The sequence below is a fragment of the Haladaptatus halobius genome (assembly GCF_020618475.1).
GTDB classification, from domain to species: Archaea; Halobacteriota; Halobacteria; order Halobacteriales; family Haladaptataceae; genus Haladaptatus; species Haladaptatus halobius.
The window spans coordinates 523,351-541,481 of record NZ_CP085336.1; the positions used below are offsets into that span (position 1 = coordinate 523,351).

Here is an 18,131-nt window from a genome sequence, read left to right on the forward strand (position 1 = left end):
CGGGATGTCGGAGGACACCACAGACACGGAGGGTGTTACGACAGCGTAACGCCCTCCCACGAATGAGCGTAACACCACTGCCCCCACAGTACCTGCAGAGATGAGAACGGACGCAAATTACGTCCGTTCTGATGCGTAACTATCACTCGGCTACTGTGTGGTGTAACGAATCCTTCTTTTCTCCTCTCGTGAGAGAAGCGAAAGAAGGACTCATTGTGCGTTACACTGACCGCTTGGTATGCGTTACGACAGTGTAACGCTAGAGCTGTTCACCGAGTACGAGTATGATGAATACAATTCTAGAAGAGGCCGGTCGCGTATCACTACGAGGAACCCGCTACTAAGGAGAGGAAATCGTCTATGGTAGTATCTAATACTAACTATCAATCGATTTCTGAAGGAGCAAGGAAGATCGCACGAATATCTCGCGTATTGGTCGCTCGATTAGACTATCGAGAGATCCAACAGAGTATAGCTGTAGCTGCGACGTAGTTTCGTTTGTTGTACCGATCACGACGAGTGTGACTACTCAACGAGAAATGTCGATCGAGGGAACGGGGCATACGTGTTGAGCAGTTATGATAACCAATACTCGTGTTCCGTAGGCATTAGCTGGCTGTGGTTCCGAGAAACATATTCAGTATTTCGATGTCTGTCGATGTAATCGGGATTCTCCAAGAGGGGATCACTGCATACGTTCGCCACCGTTGACGTTCAACGTTTCACCAGTGACGAACCCGGCATCACGGAGATATGCGGCTGCATCGGCGATGTCCTCAGGTTGTCCAAATTGATCGAGTGGAATTTGCTGGCGCTCGTGTTCAGCTTCTTCAGGAGTGCGATCAGCAGTCATGTCCGTTTCGACGTGGCCGGGGGCGATCGCGTTAACACGGATGGTGGGAGCAAAGTCGCGAGCATGACTCTTCGTCAACCCAAGAAGACCGGCTTTCGAGGCAGCATAATGGCATTCAATTGGTGCACCGGTGTATGCCAATATCGAGGAGATATTCGTAATTGATGGCCCCTCTGGGACTGCTGACTCTCGGAGGTGTGCCAGCGCTGCCTTCGTTACGTTGAATGTGCCGTTGACATTCACATCCATTATCCAGTCAAAGTCCGTCGGTGAGAGATTCTCGGTGTAGACGTGCTGATCGATGCCAGCATTATTGACGAGATGGTCAAGCTGACCAAACTCATCAATGGTCGTGGTAACGAGGTTGGTTGCGTCGTCTGGATCATTGACATCGGCTTGGACAGCGACGGCCTTGCAATCAGTTTCTCGTTCGATAGTGTCTACCACTGAGGCGGCCTTCCCGGTACTGTTTTGATAATTGATGATTACGTTATGGCCGTCGTCCGCAAATCGTTGAGCGATTGCGCGACCGATTCCTCGCGATGACCCTGTAACAATTGCTACTGGCATGAGTAGCAATACGGAGGTCGCATCTGTGAAGATTCGGGTCAAGACGAGTAGATACAGGAATGAATTCAGTACGAACTCTCGCCTTGTCACAGGATAGTTTACCAGCATCCGAATTACACAACGGAACGAACGCGATCCAGTCGTAGTGGGCTTCACGTTTGCCGTTTGCATCGAACTTAACAGCATATATCCCGATCATTCGTTATGGTTCGGGTTACACGACGGAAAGCAATGAAGCTCGCTGGAGGGAACTTCGTCCTGCCAGCTATCACGACCACCGCCGCAGCACAACGGCCCACTGTAGAGACAATCGTCGAGATTCCGAGCGAACAAAAAGTGCCTGAGAACCTTGCATTTGCCGACGATGGCACCTTGTATTTCGGTATCACCGTGGGCGAAATCTGGCAACTCACTGCCGACCAAACTCAGCAAACTGGGTTAGCGCTCAACGACGCCACTCGGGTGACCACGTTGCCTGGCAGTGCAAGTGGCGTTGAAGTTGGTCCTAACGGTACTATTTTCGTTGGATCACAAGCTGATGCAGGCACCGGAGTCTGGCAAGTCCCACAGAATGGAGGTGATCCATCCCTGTTCGCTGTAATCCCTAGGATGAACCAAAAGCAAGTGTTCCCGAACGACATCCTCTATGACAGTGATCAAAATCGGCTGCTTGTCACGGAATCATTCGGTGGCAGAGTATATGAAGTGCCACTCGATGCAGCAAATCCAGAAACTGCGGCATACGTGTGGTTAGACGCTGACAGTCTGGCAACAGAGAGCTTCGGAGCGAATGGATTGACTTTCGGGCCTGACGGCGCCGTATTTGTTGCCGTAACGCGTGCTGCAAGCGACGTCGGCGAGAATGTGGGCCGGTTAGTACGGGTTCCAGTCGCAGACGATGGGAGCACTACCGATCCGGAAGTCTATCTTGAAAGTCCAGCGATCATTGGAGCAGATGGGATTACCACTAGGGGTCAGACCGTATACGTTGCTGCGAATTCACTGAACGAGGTTGTTCGGGTGACGCCGAGTAAGCAGACAAGAACAATCGCGTCGAGTGATGACGGCCTTGTGTTCCCATCGGACGTCGTCTTCGGGACAGCAAATCGACAACAGGACGACTTGTTTATCTGCAACTTCGCCAATGAAACACCGTCTCAAGCAGCAATTCTCCGCACCCGTCCGAATCAGAGAAATTGAAAGTATCTTCATGTCCTCGAGCACACCAAGAACGTCGCCAAAACGAACGATGTGATGGTTGCCCGACTTGGCTACTGAGAGGTTGCGACCCAGTACAGGTGTGATTACAAGAACGATGGCTACTGCGTCATGGAAGAGATGGCCGAGCGCGTTCCCGGTGTCAGCTACAAGGAGTCATGTACGTTGTCGATGGACGATGCAATGGGTGTCGGCGGGCATCACATCGAAATCACCTTCGGACATTCTGATCTGGCGGGGTGGATGCGAGCACACGAAGCGAACGCGGACATAGCCAAGGGAGGGCGCTAATTATAGCGTTGTAATCACGGGGGTTCGAAGAACCCCATTTCGGCGACGCCACCACCCGAGATTCACACCGCCTTGGCGGTGAAACATGGTGGTACTAGTGTGTTGGTTACAGGGGAGTGCGTCAGTTTCTGCGTCTATTTCTGCGAAACGGAGGGGGATCGCGAGAGCGACCCCCTCTATTACGACGTTGTAATTGAGCCTCTACTTCGGCGGGAACGTCATCGACTACGTCGTCGCTGATCTCGTAGAGTGGATTCACGACTCTACACCGTCGTCTCGGAGGAGTGGCTGATACCGAATACGAGGTGCCGAACCGACGCCCCGGAAAAGATGTCGTCCCCCTTCGTTACTTCTGCGATACCTCTTGTACGGACAAATTGTCCGCCCGGAACACTAGCGGTCGACAAACTACTAGTAGATTCTTAATTCCTCAAAATCAGATGTTGATTCTAAATGAAAGCTATCATTGCACAGTTCCAATGATTTATCATGCACAAACATAGCGTCACACCTTACGAACGAGGGAACTCATTTGAGGCTGCTTTTCGGGATTCCGAGCAGGAATAGCGTGCTATAATACAGGGGCCAGTAATTACCACCCTACACATTGTTATTTACTGTGAGTGCCCCCCCAGAACTCCATGGGCAAGGCATTGGTTTTGAGTTGATGGATCGAGCAATGACGTTCTGTGAAGAAGTTGGCTTCCAGCGGGTGTATTTGTGGACGTTCGAGGGTCTTGAGACCGCGCTCGACTTATACGAAGTGCATAATTTCACACTCACTGAGGAGAATACTCGTGAAGACTGGGGACCGAAAACCACCTGCTAAAATTCAAGGTATATCTCTAAGCGACCACCGTTTAATATCTAACAATCTATGCGTGAATACATCGCTCTCTTCAGATATAACCGAGGTGTCAATCCAGTCAGAGACGTCTTCATCAACCATTCGCAACTGGTGGCGACCTCTTTGACAATTTCGGCATCTTCGAATACTGAATGGAGGGTTGAACGCGTTTCAGGTCCGGAAAACGCACTTGATGCACTCGAAACCGTCTACCTCGATCCCGACATCTGCAACGAGTGCGTCGATCCACATCCAGCATGTGATATTCAAGTCGAATACGAGGTGCTTGAACGTGAACCGACGGCTCGCACCATTTACCGATCGACAAATGAAGGGGGCTTCTGTTACTCCGTTTCCTCGCTCGCCGTCGAAACGCTCGGGACTGGTGTCGTATTCGGCACTATGCAACGCGGCCCCTATTATGAGTGGCGCGTCCTGATTCCCGCCGACCGAGAACTTGGAGCGTTCCACGACGCGCTCAAGCGCGATCTCCCGGACGGCGTGTCCCTCACAGTCCGACGTGTCGGCTCACCTGAACAGTGGCAGTATACCCTCCGAGACTATGGGACCGACGTTTCCTACGAACAGCGCGAGGCGCTCGAAACTGCCGTACGACTCGGCTATTACGAATACCCGCACGAGGCGACGCTCGAAGACGTCGCCGCTGAACTCAATCTGCCTCTGACGACGCTTCGGTATGTCTTCGCCGCGTCGAAACATGGGCGATCGTGGTAGCTCAAGAACCCATGCTCGCTGACGAACAGACCGCGACCGATACGTCAGCAGTACTGTTCGACCAAGACTAACCCGGCACTAAAGCGTTTTATCGTCCATCCAATCGCTATCGGATCTGTCGATCCTCCGATTGTCAGCTGCTCGCAGTACTGGCAGGAAGTGGCGAGCCTGACAGATATGTGTCGTCTCGTTCCCGTGCGTATATTCGTCTGTTCAATTCTAATAGTGCAAGTGCAGGGCTATCGATGCAGTACGCATACGGATACCTGTAATGACGAAATCGAGTACACAGAACCAGGTAGCGCGCCGTCGTACACCACTGCGGGAATTCACCATTGGAAAGCTAAGACAGTTTGGCGCTCGTATTTCGTGGCTCCTCTTCGTACATACATGAATAGGGGCCAGACTCATTGGAATAACGATCATGCTATGGTGGCAGGGGTTCGACGTGATTAAGCAAGCGCCCCTGCTCATCGTGATGGTTGGGCTCTGGTTCATCTTTGAAGTCCTCCTCTGGCCGATGGATGACCGGTCATGAGCGCTATGGCATCGATTCCGAGCGATTTCCGCGATCGATCTTTTCGAGAAGAAGACGTTCGCGCATCTAGTGACGCTGTTTCCGGATGGGATGTCGCATGTTACTCCAGTGTGGAGCGATTATGATGCTGATCGTCTGTTAGTGAATAGCGAGCGTGATTTCCAAAAGGAGAAAAACGTCCGAAACGATCCGCGAGTCGCCATCAGTTTGACTGATCCTGACCACCCTCTGGTAACCATGGGAAAGCTTTATAGGTAATATAACTAAGTGGTTAGTTAGATATGGCGGATCAACTGCATCCATGGCGCAATACTCTGGAGGTCGTCCATGCCTGAAGTGCCCCAAAGCGTGTACTCCGTAATCAGCCTAGATGAAGCAAAGGAACGGACAACAGATGACTCAATACCAGTTGTGAAGGCAATAGGATACGAACTGCGGGCCCGTAGCGACCCTCGTCCGCGTGAATTGCGCTTCAATTATTTCTACTACGACAAAGGACAAGCTGTTCCACGCCATAGACAGCGTGAACAGGAGGAACTCTTCTTCGTCGTTTCAGGCCGTTGTCGAATAGAAGTTGATGGAGACGAGTTCGAGGTTGAAGCGGACGACTTCGTCGTTATCGACCCTGGCCCATGGCGACGGATTACCGCTCTTGAGCCATCAGAAATTTTCGCTATCGGCGCACCGAATGTCCGCGATGATGCCGTCTTTGAGGATGAGAATCCGTTCGACTAATTTATTCACTCAATGAGTAGCCAAAGTGGATATATAAGGCTTCTGTCGGGCGATGATTAGTCGAGATCGCCGTACGGTCTCATTGGCATAGTATTTGGCAATGGATGCTGCAATTCGCGGGTTCATCTTATTTTCTTCCTTATATTTTGGTAATTTGTAATAAGATAGCTCGACTAACCGAAGTCAAGTTGAGATAAGAATAAGACATGAGCTATGTAACGTGGTGGCATGACATATAACACGTTCGTTCCATTTGCCATCTCCGCGATTTGCTGTCGTGCGAGGTGACCTATTCGGGCGTACTCGTGGTGGTTACGCTCTCTTTCCGAGGCAGGCTCGGTATAGAGATAATTCTTATTTGAATAGATTGCGAGATACGTCTCGATCGAATCCGGTAAGTTGGTTAGACGTTCGAGATCTTCTTTGATTTTGTTTGGGCCGAAGTCAAGTTCGTCTTGAATCTCTCCATCATGGCGCGATCCGAGGCTTGTTGATCGTGCGTGGGTCGGGAATTTATCCTTGTTTTTCACGAATTTGAGTTCAATGACTGCGCTAAAATCCCTCTTGTCAAATTTCTTCACACCGACATCCTATCGAACTGGATGCGTCAGCCGTTCGTTCAGGACAACAATATCGAATCAATTGTTTTTCTCTTTGGACACTTCACCATGAACTCGAGTGACACCCCGTTCTAAGAACGCCGATTGAACAGTCTGCGATTGTTTTTGTTTGTAGCTGGTCGTGTTTTCGAAGCTTGTCTGCTCAACCTCTGCATGGAGACAATCCTGCGTTCGGAGTTTGTTTCGTAGATATTCATGATGTCGAGCCTGGAGATCATACTCTGTGACGAAATCGGCCGGGTTATCTACGAATTTGCGCGCTATCTTTTCGACGACTTCTGAATATATATTTTGTTCTATAAATAAACGATATTAGTAGCATAGTCCAGTGAATAGAAAAGATTGATCGAACAAGATCTCTCATATTGCCGCTGTTAGTATATTATACTAACAACACAGCGTGAGTTACAAAGAGTCCCGAATGCTGTCAGCGGGCGACGCGATGAGAGTCGGGGGCTATCCTGACTTGGCAGGATGAATGCGCGCCCACGAAGCTAACACGGAGATCACGAATGATGGTCGCTGATTATGATGGTGTAATCACGGGGTTCTTCGAACTCCCATTTTGGCGACGCCACCACCCGAGATTCACACCGTATTGCCGGTGAAACATGGTGGTACTAGTGTGTTGGCACGGTGGAGTGCGTCTTTTTCTGCGTCGTTTCCTGCGAAACGGAGGGGGATCGCGTTGCGATCCCCCTTTATTACAATGTTATAAGGTAGTCCCGTACCCCGACGTGTTGTTCTCTTCTACCGGTTCTGGTTGGTCGCCGCCTAGTTCCGTGAGTCCTGCGTGGTCGAACGCTAATCTAAGGTGAGCTTTCGATTTAGCTGAAGGATATTCATGCCTGGGTCGGGTATCCAGTGGAATAGTGTACCTGCGATACGAACGGATAATCCAATGTTCGGCAGCGTCTTCTCGATGAGTTCGCCAAATGACACCGAGGCTTGCGCAGATAGAATAGCCAACGATTCCGCTCCAAGGCTTGTAAGTTGTGCTACCCCAGCAAACGTCGAACTGAGCGTGCTTACCGAAATTGCAATAACGATCTGCTCGGACTGGTAAGCGGCTTCGTGGCTTCCCGCTTCGACGACTGTTGCAAGCGTCTCAGAACGCATGAGCTGGTCTCATATGCGGTATTCTATCGCTCCGTTCTCGCTTTGGAATCACACCTCGCCCGTCTCTATACAAATATTCTCCGGAAAGATGAAGTGACGATTGACTTCGTCGCCGAGAAAAGCAACGCAAGGTAGGAGAGAGGATGAGTGGTTAATCTGTGCGTTCTACAGGTGTAGAAGCAGTCTTAGAGAAGTTGTTTGAGACATATTCGTCGAATTGATTGTTTTTAAGCAGAACGTACGAGATGGTGCTAATTGGGAGACCGATCATCCAGGAGATGTTGAGGAATGGAATGCTTGCAAGCGATCCAATGAGCATGCTAAGAAGTGCTGTAGCAGAGAAGCCGCGGATGAACCAGAATTTTGAGGATTGATCGATGGTGTAGAGGGAGGAAAGGTCGGTATCACGTTTACGGATGATCCAATAGTCGGCCATCAGGACACCGAGTGCAGGGCCGAGGAAGATGGAGTAGACGTTAATGAAGGTGAAGAAGATCCCGCTGGAGAAAAGATACCAGGGGAACGAAATCACGGAGAGTACACTTGTGAGAATTACGCCCAGTTTCCAAGAGAGACCGAGCGAGTCCTGGAAGACGTGAGTAGGCGGGAGGATGTTGAGGGTGAGGTTTGTCGAGACTTGTGCTCCGAGGACGAACAGAAGCATTGCACTGCCAATCCAGGGATTTGGCGCGACAATCATAATGGCTTCTATCGGATTCGCATTCCCGGTCGAGACGCCGAATACGAGACCCACTAGGAGCATAAACATCATTGGTGGGGCGATGCCAAGGAGGTGGCCGACGATCTGGTTTCGTGAGCCGCCGCTTTCTTTGAGGTGTCGACTTAAGTCTGATGCGTTTAATGCGCCGGTTATGATGAAACCAACTGCTGCTGAAATGGTGGTAAAAAATTGCATGCCCCAGGATCCAGGATAATGGATTACTTTTGGCGGGATTTGTTGTGTCGTGAGGACGATAAAGACGGTATAGGTTAAGAGGAGGCCGAGGATACCAGCGGCGATTGAATCGAACCATTTGATAGAGGTAACGCCTTTGAGCGCGAGGGCAATGTTGAGGATTAAGAATATGACGAAGTAGAGCCAGACGTTTCCGAACCCCCAGAGGGAGGTAGTAATGGTTTGGATTGCGAGTGCGCCGATCCAGTTGCCGATGCCAAGCCAAGCGATTGCAGGGATGATTCGAAGGTAGTTAGGAATGACTGCGCCGCGGATGCCAAAGGCTGAACGGGTTTGGACGACGAATGGAATTCCTTTTTCGTAGCCTGGGAATCCGTTTAAAATGAAAAATATGGTTGCAATGCCGGTTCCAATTGCGATTGCGATGCCAGCTTGAAGGAGGTTAAGATCGCCATGTGGGTAGACGGCGAAGAATGCGACGGCGAAAGCTTGGACGATGATGAGTGAAGACCACCAGACGGGGATATAGTGGAGTAACCCCATTGTCCGTTCGCTTCCGGGGATTGGACTGAGTCCTTCTAAGTCTGTTTTCGTTCCTGAACCGTCCTGTTGTCGGTTGCTCATTGACTACTCACCTTGTCTTGAGATAACATATTCCATGGCATGGGATACGCGTATTTAGTTCTAGGGATTCAAATAGTACAATATATCCTATTCGAGTTAAAGTTAGCATTCTATATCGATATTCCAGGGGAAGATTTAATAATGTTTATGTGGGCATTAAGGGTTATGGTCGTTACACTAGATCAGGATCGATTCATCGAAACAATGGAAGAGCAAGCCAAGATCGGCGCAACAGAAAATGGCGGACTACACCGATTAACGCTCTCAAATGAAGACAAAGAGATCCGTGACTGGTTCTACGATCAAATGGAAGCAGAAGGACTCGACATTCGAATCGACGAGTTCGGGAATATGTTTGGACGACGTGACGGAGAAGACCCGGATAAAGAAACGGTTCTCATTGGGTCACATCTCGATTCTCAGCCCTATGGTGGGATCTATGATGGAGCACTCGGTGTCATCAGCGCACTTGAGTTTATCCGGATGCTAAACGACGAAGAGATCACAACTGAACATCCCATCGAGATCGTTAACTGGACAAATGAGGAGGGGTCCCGATATCAGCCGGCAATGCAAGGCAGTGGTGTATGGGCTGGCACCCATGATATCGAGGATGAATATAAGAAAACCGACGAAGACGGGGTTCGCTTTGAAGATGAATTAGAGCGTATCGGATACAAAGGAGACGTTCCGGCAGCGCCGACTGAAGACTATGAAGGGTATCTCGAACTTCATATCGAACAGGGGCCTTATCTCGCGGAAGCCAACATGGATGTCGGAATCGTCACCGGCATCGTCGGATTCAGTTGGGGAGCAATTACGTACTATGGCGACGCTGACCATACGGGTCCAACGCCGATGCGGTATCGGAGTGACGCCCTTGTTGGCGCTGCAGACGTGATCTCGCAAATTCGACGAATTCCGGGGATGCTTGGTGAGCGGACAGTTGGGTCAACGGGATATATGGATGTCAAACCTAATTCGATTAATACGATTCCAGGAGAAGTAACGTTCACGTGGGGGTTCCGCGATCCGGATGATGACGTCGTTCAGGAAGCATTCGATCGGGTGTTAGCCGAGGCGCAAGCAGCTGCTGAGCGTGAAGGTTTGGACTGGGAGTGGGAAGAACGGATGCGGGCGTCATCTGTCGATTTCGCGCAGGAAAATATCAATGCGGTAGCAGAAGCAACTGACAAGCTCGAATACGATGCAATGAAGATTTTTAGCGGTGCTGGACATGACGCGACACACGCTGCCGATGTAATGGATACGTCGATGGTGTTCGCCGTAAGCGAAAACGGGAAAAGCCATACCGAAGAGGAGTTTACGAGCTGGGAACACTGTTACAAAGCAGCGAACACGCTGGCTAACGCTGGGCTTGAGCTGGCCGGAGAAACGGAGAGAGAAGCATGACGAGTCCCAACTTCGATCGCGTGGGGATTTGGAATTGGGAGTGCGAAAATATCCGAGATGAGTTACACTATGCGCAGTACGCAGAGGAGAAGGGATTCGATTCTGTCTGGCAGGGTGAATCCCGGCTTGTTCGGGACGCGATGACCATTATGGGTGCGTATACCCAATTGACGGATGATATCGAGATTGCGCCGGGCGTTACGAACTGTTATACGCGTAATGTTGCATTGATGGCACAGACATTTTCGACATTGGATGAGCTCTCTGGCGGGCGAATGAAATTAGGGATTGGCGCGTGGTGGGATCCGTTAGCGTCGAAAGTGGGAATCGAGCGTGAGCGGCCACTTCGGAGAATGTGGGAGTATTGTAGTGTGGTACGAAAGTTGCTCGATTTAGAGAACGTCACATACGAGGGGGATACGCTGCATGTTGAGGATATTGAGCTTGACTTGGTGCGTTCGGATGCATCGTCTCGTGATGTCCCGATTTATATTGGTGCGACTGGGCCGACGATGCACAAATTGACGGGTGAGTTGGTGGGGAAAGGGATTGCTGGGGGGATTTTTATGAATTATCTTATCCCGCCAGAACACAACGAGAGGGGGATGGAGAAGCTTCAGGAAGGGGTTGAGAAACAGGGCGGGTCGATAGAGGACGTGGATCGGCCGCAGTTGATCGCTGTCTCGATGGATGAAGATGGGCAGGCTGCGATCGATCAGGCGCGCGGGTTAGTGACCCAGTATATTGGCCAGCAGCCACATATTAAGAAGGGATCAGGGATTGATCCGGAACTTGGCGATATGGTCGAAGAAGAGTTGGGGAGTTGGCCTGCGACTGCGGAGGATGTTGAACGGGCAAGTCAGCTTGTAGATGATAAAATTGTGATGAACGTTGTGGCGGCGGGGACACCTGATGAAGTTGTCGAGCGGGTGAATGACTATTGTAAGGCGGGTTGTACCGAACCGGTGTTGTATTCGCTTGGCGATAATGTGGAAGAGGTAATCGACGTTTTCGGCGAGTATAAGTGAACTCCGTACCCACAGATTATTTTCCGTCGTATAACTTCCAGCCAACGGAAAGTGAACTAGAATATTGTTCTATTAGTCCATAACGTTTTTATTGTGGTTCATGGTAACAAAATGTATGTCAGTGGATACCATAATCAGGGGAGGGACTTTGATAACACCAAAGGGTGAACTGAACGGGAGTATTGCGATAGACAACGGTGAAATTGTTACAATCGGGAACCCAGACACACTGCCAGAAGCTTCCGAAACAATCGATGCATCTGAATTACTTGTACTACCGGGCGTCGTCGATCCCCATGTTCACATCGATGATATGTTTTCGGTAGATAGTTACGAAACGGCGACTGCAGCCGCAGCAGTCGGGGGAACAACGACATATATTGATTTTGCGTGGCAAGCGTGGGTCGGTGAACTCAGCATCTGGGAGAAGGAAGGGACTCTGCTCGAAGGAATCGAACGAAAACAACAGAAGGGTGAAGACGCTCTTATCGATTACAGTTTACATGGAGCAATAACGCGAGAAGACCCAACGGTATTCGAAGAGATCCCGGATGTTATTGACGCTGGTGTAACTTCATTCAAGATGTTTACCGCCTACGAACATGGTCTTTCAAACGGGTTCATGAACCTAGCAATGCAGCAGATCGCCGAAGAGGATGCTGTTGGGGTCTGTCATACAGAGGATCCCTCTATCTGTGCGACTCTCACCGAGAAATTCCAGGAAGAGGGCAAAGGGGATCCGGAATGGTATCCTGAATCACGGCCAGACTATGCGGAGGCGATGGCGGCCGAGGACGCTGTTCGCATGGCACAGGAAGCAGGAATGAAATACTATGGAATCCACACTACATGCCGGAAATCAGCAGATATTCTCGAACACTTCCAAGAGGACGAGAGTCTAGTGCGGGGTGAAACCTGCACTCACTACTGTACGCTCGATGATTCGATTTATGCAGAGATGGGAACTCTACCGATGATAGCCCCACCGATCCGAAAGGAAGACGACATTGAAGCGATGTTCGAGCATCTGCAAAACGGCTGTCTCAGCGTCGTTTCGACAGATCACTGTGGCTATCGACTTGACCAGAAACAAACCGACAATTGGTGGGAGAGCGCATTTGGCGCGAATGCCCTCCAAACTAGTTTGTCTGTCTTTTATGACGAAGCAGTGAACAGAAGAGAGCATTCGCCATCGTTTGTTGTCCGAATGATGGCGACGAACCCCGCTCGTACCTTCGGTCTCACCCGGAAAGGTACGCTGGAACCCGGTACTGATGCAGATATTGTCTTATTCGATCCCGAAGAGACCCACACAATCACGTCTGAAGATAATCTGAGCAAAGCTGAATTCAGTATCTACGAGGGCCGAGACGTGACTGGCCGAGTGAAGAAAACCTTGGTGAGAGGCGAGGTAGTAGCCGAAGATGGCGATGTCGTTAGTGACCCAGGCCATGGCCAATTCATTCATCGAGAAATACCCGACTGGGAATAGCCCTCACAGACGCTCGAAAACGTCCCACAACACATGCTAGTTCTCCCCGTGGCATCGGCCGCGATACGGATTGGTTCGACGAGAACGGCAGCGACAGTATCGCCCTCGAGCTTGAGCATTTCATCGATATACTCGAGGCTTTCCATCGGGTCGAGGGTGGAGCTATAGGCGTATGGATCAGGAGCTTTGATTGTACCCGGAATTCCTGGTTCGGCTTCGAGTCGACGTGGATCGCCAGTGACGCTTATCGAGCCATAAGTGGCACCGTGATAGGAGCGGTAGCGGGAGATGATTTTCTTCTTGCCGGTGTAGAACCGCGCAATTTTAATTGCTGCTTCGACGGCTTCGGTACCGCTAGTCGAAAAGAATGTTTTCGAGAGATCGCCAGGGGTGACCTCCGCGAGTTTTTTGCCGAGTTTTGCGCGTGCTTCGGTTGTATAGTTCGGGGCTACATAGGCGGTCTCCTGGATCTGTTCGGAGACAGCTGTTTCGACGCGATCGGCTGAATGGCCGAGGTTCGAACACATGAGTTGACTCGAGAAGACGATGTACTCATTGCCGGTAGCGTCAGTGAAGGTGACGCCATTTGTGTCGGTGACCTGTGTTGGACTCACTTCGTTCTGGAATGACCAGGTGCCGAAGACGTACTTTTTGTCCATTTGTTCGATGTTGTTGAGAGAATCGTCTGCAGAAGATTCTTGCTCCGACATCGATGTATGTTATCCATTCGCTTTGTATTGATTAATCTTTGCTCTATTTCGCGAGCTATCGAATAATATCCTACCTATCTCCCAGTATGAGATACAGCATCTGTAGCTCTGTCTTTCGATCAGGAAATAGTTGTAAAGACTTATTGTGCGAGAGCTAGATATCTGCATGTCGAATGTCACTCCGTACCAACCCGCCATGGGAAGACGTACAGAACTACATCAACGGAAAATGGCAACCGCCGTCCGGTGATGACAGCCAAGATATCATCAATCCAGCCACTGGCGAATCTATCTCATCGGTAAAGTTCAGTTCAAGTGACGACGTTGACGCCGCGGTTAGCGCTGGACAAGAGGCATTTGAACACTGGCGATCTACACCAGTCGAAGAACGAATCCAGCCACTATTCGAGTTTAAACAGCTGCTAGAAGATCACCAAGAAGAGCTCGCGGAAGTTCTCGTCCAAGAGCATGGCAAAACACGCGCAGAAGCAAACGGCGAACTCCGCCGTGGTATTGAGAATGTCGAAGTCGCATGCGGCATTCCGTCGATGATGCAGGCAGGATCACTCCCCAATGCAGCACCCGATATCGACGAAACAGCAGTCCGGAAACCGCTCGGAGTTTTCACGGCCATCACGCCGTTTAACTTTCCAGGCATGATCCCACTATGGTTCCTGCCATACGCGGTAGCGACCGGGAACGCATTCATTCTCAAACCAAGCGAACAAGATCCAGTTATCGCAGAGCGACTATTCGAACTACTCGAGCAGACAGGCTTCCCGGATGGCATCGTCCAACTCGTACACGGCAGCGTCGACACCGTAAACACGTTACTCGATCACAAGGGAATCGAAGGCGCATCATTCGTCGGTAGCACGCCAGTTGCGAGAACCGTCTACGAGCGCGCGGCTACGAGTGGCAAGCGAGTCCAAGCCCAGGGTGGCGCGAAAAACCACATCATTGTCACCGAGACAGCAGACCTTGACTTTGCCGCAAAGAAAACGATCTCGTCTGCGTGTGCCTGCGGCGGGGAACGCTGCCTTGCAAACGATATCGCCGTCGTTGACGAGGATATCTACGATGAATTCGTCGACCAGGTACTCGAGGAAGCACGAGCGCAGACAGTCGGCTACGGATTAGATGACGAGACAGATATTGGAGCGCTCATCACGCCCAATCATGAATCGCGAGTTCGTGATTTAATCGCAACTGGCGTCGATGAGGGCGCTGAATTGCTTCTCGACGGCCGCGATGTCGAAGTGAGTGGCTACGAGAACGGGAACTTTCTGGGTCCGACTGTTTTCGGCGATGTCGACCCAGAGATGACGATTGCTCAAGAAGAGATCTTCGGTCCTGTTCTCGGATTAGTGTCAGTAAATAATATTGATGAGGCAATCGACGTGCTCAATCGAAGCGACTTCGGGAACGCTGCAAGCCTGTTCACTGACAGCGGAGCGGATGCACGGAAAGTACGACACAAGGCAGACGTCGGGAATCTCGGGGTAAATGCTGGGACAGCGGCACCGATGGCGTTCTTCCACTTCGGCGGCCGCAAGGATTCATTCTTTGGTGATCTCCACGCGCAAGGCGAAGACATGATTCACTTCTATACTGATAAAACAGTTTATATTGAGCGTTGGCCAGGTAACTAAGCCTCGCTCCCCCTTTCACTGAGCTACTGAACAAATCTTCCTCACCTCGCAGAATACAACGCATTCTCCCTCACAAGAGCAGACGCACATCATTTTTGCAGGATTACTCTCGACTCGACGATGATCACTACAAGAGAAATGAAAATTTGAACTAAAGTGCGATCAGTACCGCCGGTGACAGCAAGCTGTCAGTGGAAGTAGACACGGTGGAAGTCTCCAGTTACACTATCGACAATATAAGTAAGGAATGTTCCTTCAGTTGTTTCACAGTCGACGAGATGGAAAAGACGATAGACCCGATGTTCGGCTACAACCGTGAGGTCGGGGGGAGACCCGACGCGTAGCTCTTTGTGCGCGAGTTCGAGGAGATACTGTCGCGCCGTTCGTTTTGGATCCGTAATGTCGTCACTACTGGGAACGATCGCATCTTTATCGACGACCTGATCGGTTGTCTGTGGGGAGTCTTCGATGAACAATTCCTTGCCGTTGCAGAGATCGACGCCACAGTAGACACGATCGCTGAACTCATCGAGGAATGCCGTCGCCTGGAGGTCAAATCCGAAGACGCGATACGGATAGTAGACAAACCTGTCGGTGGTTGTGTCAGTCATTTCTGTATCCGTTTCTAGTAGGGTTTGTTCTGCCTCTGCAGCGGAGATAGTCGTCTCGAAGACGGTGACCGATAATTGGGTATGAGTACTCGCCATGGATCGTTGTTAATCGTCTGTCGGCTGCGGGGTGGTTGTCGGGCGGTTCTTTTGCTGTGGTATGGTCTTGTCAGCAGCAAGGAAGTGATTCTAGGAAAATGGAGCAATCTATGCCACGAATGTTCCGAGCAAAACCGTATATTTTCTGATTAAGAACGAGAATCGTGTCGACCAAGCACACAATGAAGACGATGAGAAATTCAAAAATCAGAACTATGAAACCCTTCTCCTGGCGAGAACGAATCCCTCATTGACATCATGAGTTTCAATCAGTAGTGGACAGGCACGATTTCACTAGCTTTAATCAGTAGATGGGTCGAGTACCGCGTTTCGAGCTGCGTCAGTAAGGTTTGAGGTGATAGTACTCTTACTATCAAACTCTCGTAACACAAGCCGAGATGACGTTTCATTAACGCCCTCTATCGCGATGATACGGTCAAGAAGATCGTTCAATTGTTCCCGGGATTGCACCCTACTCAGGACGACAAAATCGACATCACCCATCGTATAGTATACTTGATCGACTCCCTCAAGAGCAGCGAGGGTTTCACCGATATCCTCAGAATAGCCGCGTTCGTGCGTAACAGAGACATCCGTAATCGACACCATTTCTAGACCAAAGGCAAGCGGATCGACATCTGCAGTGATACCCTGAATGACGCCGCTATCCTTGAGTTTGTTTAATCGGTAGTGAACAGCGGACTTCGAGAGGCCAAGTTTCTCCGCCAATGTTTCAAGACTGACATCAAAATTTTCCTCAACTTGTTCAAGAATAGCGAGATCGGTCTCGTCCAAGTCTGTATTCGCACGATTTGAACCAATCATAACCATCGTTTTGTGAGCGTCCATCAAGAAATTCCCGTTGTAGACCGAGAATAATGGTAGCCGCATATCAAAATAGGGGTGGAAAGTAGAAATGGCACACGCGAGATAGCTGCACGAAGAACGACGTAGTCGTACTATTACAGGTGTTCTACGGAACCCTAAAGTACAAACATGTCACTCGTTCTTGATTGGGATTTCCGTAACCCTGATTCTCCACACACTGCGGCACATGCTCACCGACCTGGAAGGAGGCTAGGGAGGGAAAGTCAGCTCTCACGACCAGCCACGGCGACACGGCCGGGTGATGACGCCAGACGTTGTCGTCGTGCCGGCCTCTGATGAGAGCATATCTCCACCAATGATCCGGAAGATAAAATAAGTTCGTCAGACATAGATTGATTTTATTATATTATCCACTTAATCAATCCCACACAACTTTTATTAGACTCTATTTCAATATCGTTTTCTTTCAGTTCAGTAAATTCTGCGGTAATCGGCCGTTACTCAACAATCTGGAGGGTTAACAGAAAGTATGCACAGCGAATCACTGACGACCAAAACGACTAGCTGGTTAGGCTCCACCACCGAACACTCTGGACCGAGTCCAACTCACCAATACGCATTGATCGCCTCCGAGACGATTGACCCCGAATCATCGAGTTCGGAGCTTGTTACTGGTGTCGTCAACGTACTCATTGACGTGATTGAGCCGGCAGCCGGCCAAACGACGCTCACGCTGTACGAATACGTGAATCCAGATGCGCTCGAAGACATTATTATAGCAAGCGCGGAGAAAAAGAGCGATGTCGAAATCCGATTCACAGTCGAGGACTATCTTGTCACCGTCCGCAGCAACAATATCATCCTCATCTACGAACCGCTTGGAGCACAGCGCGGTACTGATGGAAAACTCGTGTCCCAGTAGTTGCTCAGCAAAGCAATTCCAACTCCGCGACGTATGTCACCACGCTTTCCCTCATAAACAAGACCGTCCTTGTTATTCCGAGCTATAATCAGTGAGCCGGAGCCTTCCTTCGACCTCATAGAGATGGCCGCGCATGTAGAGTCGTTCGATGATATCCTCGGTAGCGGGCCGCCCAAGATCTTCTTCCTGTGTCAAAATATCGTAGGCATGCTCATAGGTGAGTTCCCCGTCGTTTGGAGCTGCGCTCGCAAGTGCGTCGAGCGCTTCTTGCGCAAGTGGAGTGAGTGGCGATTGCCGATTCGAGATCATAGAT

The 18,131-nt window shown here is 50.4% G+C and carries 17 protein-coding genes and 2 pseudogenes; 11 read left to right on the plus strand and 8 right to left on the minus strand.

Annotated elements, in window-relative coordinates:
* Nucleotides 1-685: 685 nt before the first annotated feature.
* Nucleotides 686-1,423 carry an SDR family NAD(P)-dependent oxidoreductase gene (locus tag LIW51_RS19480; protein ID WP_227378099.1) on the minus strand — a complete coding sequence of 246 codons (738 nt, stop codon included), beginning with the start codon at nt 1,421-1,423 and terminating at the stop codon, nt 686-688.
* Between the two features lie 231 nt (nt 1,424-1,654).
* Between LIW51_RS19480 and LIW51_RS19485 the strand changes: the two genes are divergently transcribed.
* From LIW51_RS19485 to LIW51_RS19510, 6 genes and pseudogenes are all read left to right on the plus strand, one after another.
* Entirely contained in the window at nt 1,655-2,623 is a 969-nt protein-coding gene (locus LIW51_RS19485) for an SMP-30/gluconolactonase/LRE family protein (RefSeq protein WP_227378100.1), read from the plus strand.
* A gap of 129 nt (nt 2,624-2,752) precedes the next feature.
* Nucleotides 2,753-2,932, plus strand: a complete 180-nt coding sequence (locus LIW51_RS19490) for a hypothetical protein (protein WP_227378101.1) — start codon at nt 2,753-2,755, stop codon at nt 2,930-2,932.
* Between the two features lie 619 nt (nt 2,933-3,551).
* On the plus strand, nt 3,552-3,761 hold the full coding sequence (locus LIW51_RS39285; RefSeq protein ID WP_227378102.1) for a GNAT family N-acetyltransferase: 210 nt from the start codon (nt 3,552-3,554) through the stop codon (nt 3,759-3,761).
* A 48-nt stretch (nt 3,762-3,809) separates the two neighbouring features.
* A complete protein-coding gene (locus tag LIW51_RS19500) occupies nt 3,810-4,514 on the plus strand; it encodes a helix-turn-helix domain-containing protein (RefSeq protein WP_438267397.1) in 705 nt (234 codons plus the stop codon).
* Between the two features lie 543 nt (nt 4,515-5,057).
* A pseudogene (locus LIW51_RS39290) lies at nt 5,058-5,280 on the plus strand (pyridoxamine 5'-phosphate oxidase family protein); the annotation flags it as partial.
* A gap of 99 nt (nt 5,281-5,379) precedes the next feature.
* On the plus strand, nt 5,380-5,787 hold the full coding sequence (locus tag LIW51_RS19510) for a cupin domain-containing protein (protein ID WP_227378104.1): 408 nt from the start codon (nt 5,380-5,382) through the stop codon (nt 5,785-5,787).
* Nucleotides 5,788-5,960: 173 nt separating this feature from the next.
* Here LIW51_RS19510 and LIW51_RS19515 read toward each other — a convergent pair whose 3' ends face one another.
* From LIW51_RS19515 to LIW51_RS19525, 3 genes are all read right to left on the minus strand, one after another.
* Nucleotides 5,961-6,368, minus strand: coding sequence for a hypothetical protein (locus tag LIW51_RS19515; RefSeq protein WP_227378105.1), 408 nt, complete (start codon nt 6,366-6,368; stop codon nt 5,961-5,963).
* Between the two features lie 843 nt (nt 6,369-7,211).
* Nucleotides 7,212-7,526, minus strand: coding sequence for a hypothetical protein (locus tag LIW51_RS19520; RefSeq protein WP_227378106.1), 315 nt, complete (start codon nt 7,524-7,526; stop codon nt 7,212-7,214).
* 151 nt (nt 7,527-7,677) lie between these two features.
* Nucleotides 7,678-9,066, minus strand: coding sequence for a cytosine permease (locus LIW51_RS19525; protein ID WP_227378107.1), 1,389 nt, complete (start codon nt 9,064-9,066; stop codon nt 7,678-7,680).
* A 165-nt stretch (nt 9,067-9,231) separates the two neighbouring features.
* Between LIW51_RS19525 and LIW51_RS19530 the strand changes: the two genes are divergently transcribed.
* The 3 genes from LIW51_RS19530 (at nt 9,232) to LIW51_RS19540 (ending at nt 12,999) form a co-directional block, all read left to right on the plus strand.
* Entirely contained in the window at nt 9,232-10,479 is a 1,248-nt protein-coding gene (locus tag LIW51_RS19530) for a Zn-dependent hydrolase (protein WP_227378108.1), read from the plus strand.
* Entirely contained in the window at nt 10,476-11,507 is a 1,032-nt protein-coding gene (locus tag LIW51_RS19535; protein ID WP_227378109.1) for an LLM class flavin-dependent oxidoreductase, read from the plus strand. Before LIW51_RS19530 ends, LIW51_RS19535 begins: the two co-directional genes overlap by 4 nt.
* A gap of 115 nt (nt 11,508-11,622) precedes the next feature.
* Nucleotides 11,623-12,999 (plus strand): dihydroorotase, encoded by a 1,377-nt coding sequence (locus LIW51_RS19540; RefSeq protein WP_227378110.1) that lies wholly within the window; start codon nt 11,623-11,625, stop codon nt 12,997-12,999.
* 68 nt (nt 13,000-13,067) lie between these two features.
* Here the strand turns inward: LIW51_RS19540 and LIW51_RS19545 are convergent.
* Nucleotides 13,068-13,709, minus strand: a pseudogene (locus tag LIW51_RS19545) (aminotransferase class III-fold pyridoxal phosphate-dependent enzyme); the annotation flags it as partial.
* A gap of 173 nt (nt 13,710-13,882) precedes the next feature.
* Between LIW51_RS19545 and LIW51_RS19550 the strand changes: the two are divergent.
* Complete coding sequence (locus LIW51_RS19550) at nt 13,883-15,361, plus strand: CoA-acylating methylmalonate-semialdehyde dehydrogenase (protein WP_227378112.1); 1,479 nt, start codon at nt 13,883-13,885, stop codon at nt 15,359-15,361.
* A gap of 188 nt (nt 15,362-15,549) precedes the next feature.
* Here the strand turns inward: LIW51_RS19550 and LIW51_RS19555 are convergent, their stop codons facing one another.
* Together LIW51_RS19555 and LIW51_RS19560 are read right to left on the minus strand one after the other, a co-directional pair.
* Nucleotides 15,550-15,972: a hypothetical protein gene (locus LIW51_RS19555; RefSeq protein WP_227378113.1), complete on the minus strand. Its 423-nt coding sequence runs from the start codon at nt 15,970-15,972 to the stop codon at nt 15,550-15,552.
* A gap of 396 nt (nt 15,973-16,368) precedes the next feature.
* Nucleotides 16,369-16,917 carry an Lrp/AsnC family transcriptional regulator gene (locus tag LIW51_RS19560; RefSeq protein ID WP_227378114.1) on the minus strand — a complete coding sequence of 183 codons (549 nt, stop codon included), beginning with the start codon at nt 16,915-16,917 and terminating at the stop codon, nt 16,369-16,371.
* A 508-nt stretch (nt 16,918-17,425) separates the two neighbouring features.
* On the opposite strand from LIW51_RS19560, the gene LIW51_RS19565 reads away from it, so the two are divergent.
* On the plus strand, nt 17,426-17,818 hold the full coding sequence (locus LIW51_RS19565; protein WP_227378115.1) for a HalOD1 output domain-containing protein: 393 nt from the start codon (nt 17,426-17,428) through the stop codon (nt 17,816-17,818).
* Nucleotides 17,819-17,890: 72 nt separating this feature from the next.
* Here the strand turns inward: LIW51_RS19565 and LIW51_RS19570 are convergent, their stop codons facing one another.
* On the minus strand, nt 17,891-18,127 hold the full coding sequence (locus tag LIW51_RS19570; RefSeq protein ID WP_227378116.1) for a hypothetical protein: 237 nt from the start codon (nt 18,125-18,127) through the stop codon (nt 17,891-17,893).
* Nucleotides 18,128-18,131 lie beyond the last annotated feature (4 nt).

What these genes read in the sequence shown, in the direction of transcription:
- LIW51_RS19480 (WP_227378099.1), bottom strand. Translation starts at nt 1,423, where the DNA reads ATGCCAGTAGCAATTGTTACAGGGTCATCGCGAGGAATCGGTCGCGCA.
- LIW51_RS19485 (WP_227378100.1), top strand. Translation starts at nt 1,655, where the DNA reads ATGAAGCTCGCTGGAGGGAACTTCGTCCTGCCAGCTATCACGACCACC.
- LIW51_RS19490 (WP_227378101.1), top strand. Translation starts at nt 2,753, where the DNA reads ATGGAAGAGATGGCCGAGCGCGTTCCCGGTGTCAGCTACAAGGAGTCA.
- LIW51_RS19500 (WP_438267397.1), top strand. Translation starts at nt 3,810, where the DNA reads ATGCGTGAATACATCGCTCTCTTCAGATATAACCGAGGTGTCAATCCA.
- LIW51_RS19510 (WP_227378104.1), top strand. Translation starts at nt 5,380, where the DNA reads ATGCCTGAAGTGCCCCAAAGCGTGTACTCCGTAATCAGCCTAGATGAA.
- LIW51_RS19520 (WP_227378106.1), bottom strand. Translation starts at nt 7,526, where the DNA reads ATGCGTTCTGAGACGCTTGCAACAGTCGTCGAAGCGGGAAGCCACGAA.
- LIW51_RS19525 (WP_227378107.1), bottom strand. Translation starts at nt 9,066, where the DNA reads ATGAGCAACCGACAACAGGACGGTTCAGGAACGAAAACAGACTTAGAA.
- LIW51_RS19530 (WP_227378108.1), top strand. Translation starts at nt 9,232, where the DNA reads ATGGTCGTTACACTAGATCAGGATCGATTCATCGAAACAATGGAAGAG.
- LIW51_RS19535 (WP_227378109.1), top strand. Translation starts at nt 10,476, where the DNA reads ATGACGAGTCCCAACTTCGATCGCGTGGGGATTTGGAATTGGGAGTGC.
- LIW51_RS19540 (WP_227378110.1), top strand. Translation starts at nt 11,623, where the DNA reads ATGTCAGTGGATACCATAATCAGGGGAGGGACTTTGATAACACCAAAG.
- LIW51_RS19550 (WP_227378112.1), top strand. Translation starts at nt 13,883, where the DNA reads ATGTCACTCCGTACCAACCCGCCATGGGAAGACGTACAGAACTACATC.
- LIW51_RS19555 (WP_227378113.1), bottom strand. Translation starts at nt 15,972, where the DNA reads ATGACTGACACAACCACCGACAGGTTTGTCTACTATCCGTATCGCGTC.
- LIW51_RS19560 (WP_227378114.1), bottom strand. Translation starts at nt 16,917, where the DNA reads ATGGACGCTCACAAAACGATGGTTATGATTGGTTCAAATCGTGCGAAT.
- LIW51_RS19565 (WP_227378115.1), top strand. Translation starts at nt 17,426, where the DNA reads ATGCACAGCGAATCACTGACGACCAAAACGACTAGCTGGTTAGGCTCC.
- LIW51_RS19570 (WP_227378116.1), bottom strand. Translation starts at nt 18,127, where the DNA reads ATGATCTCGAATCGGCAATCGCCACTCACTCCACTTGCGCAAGAAGCG.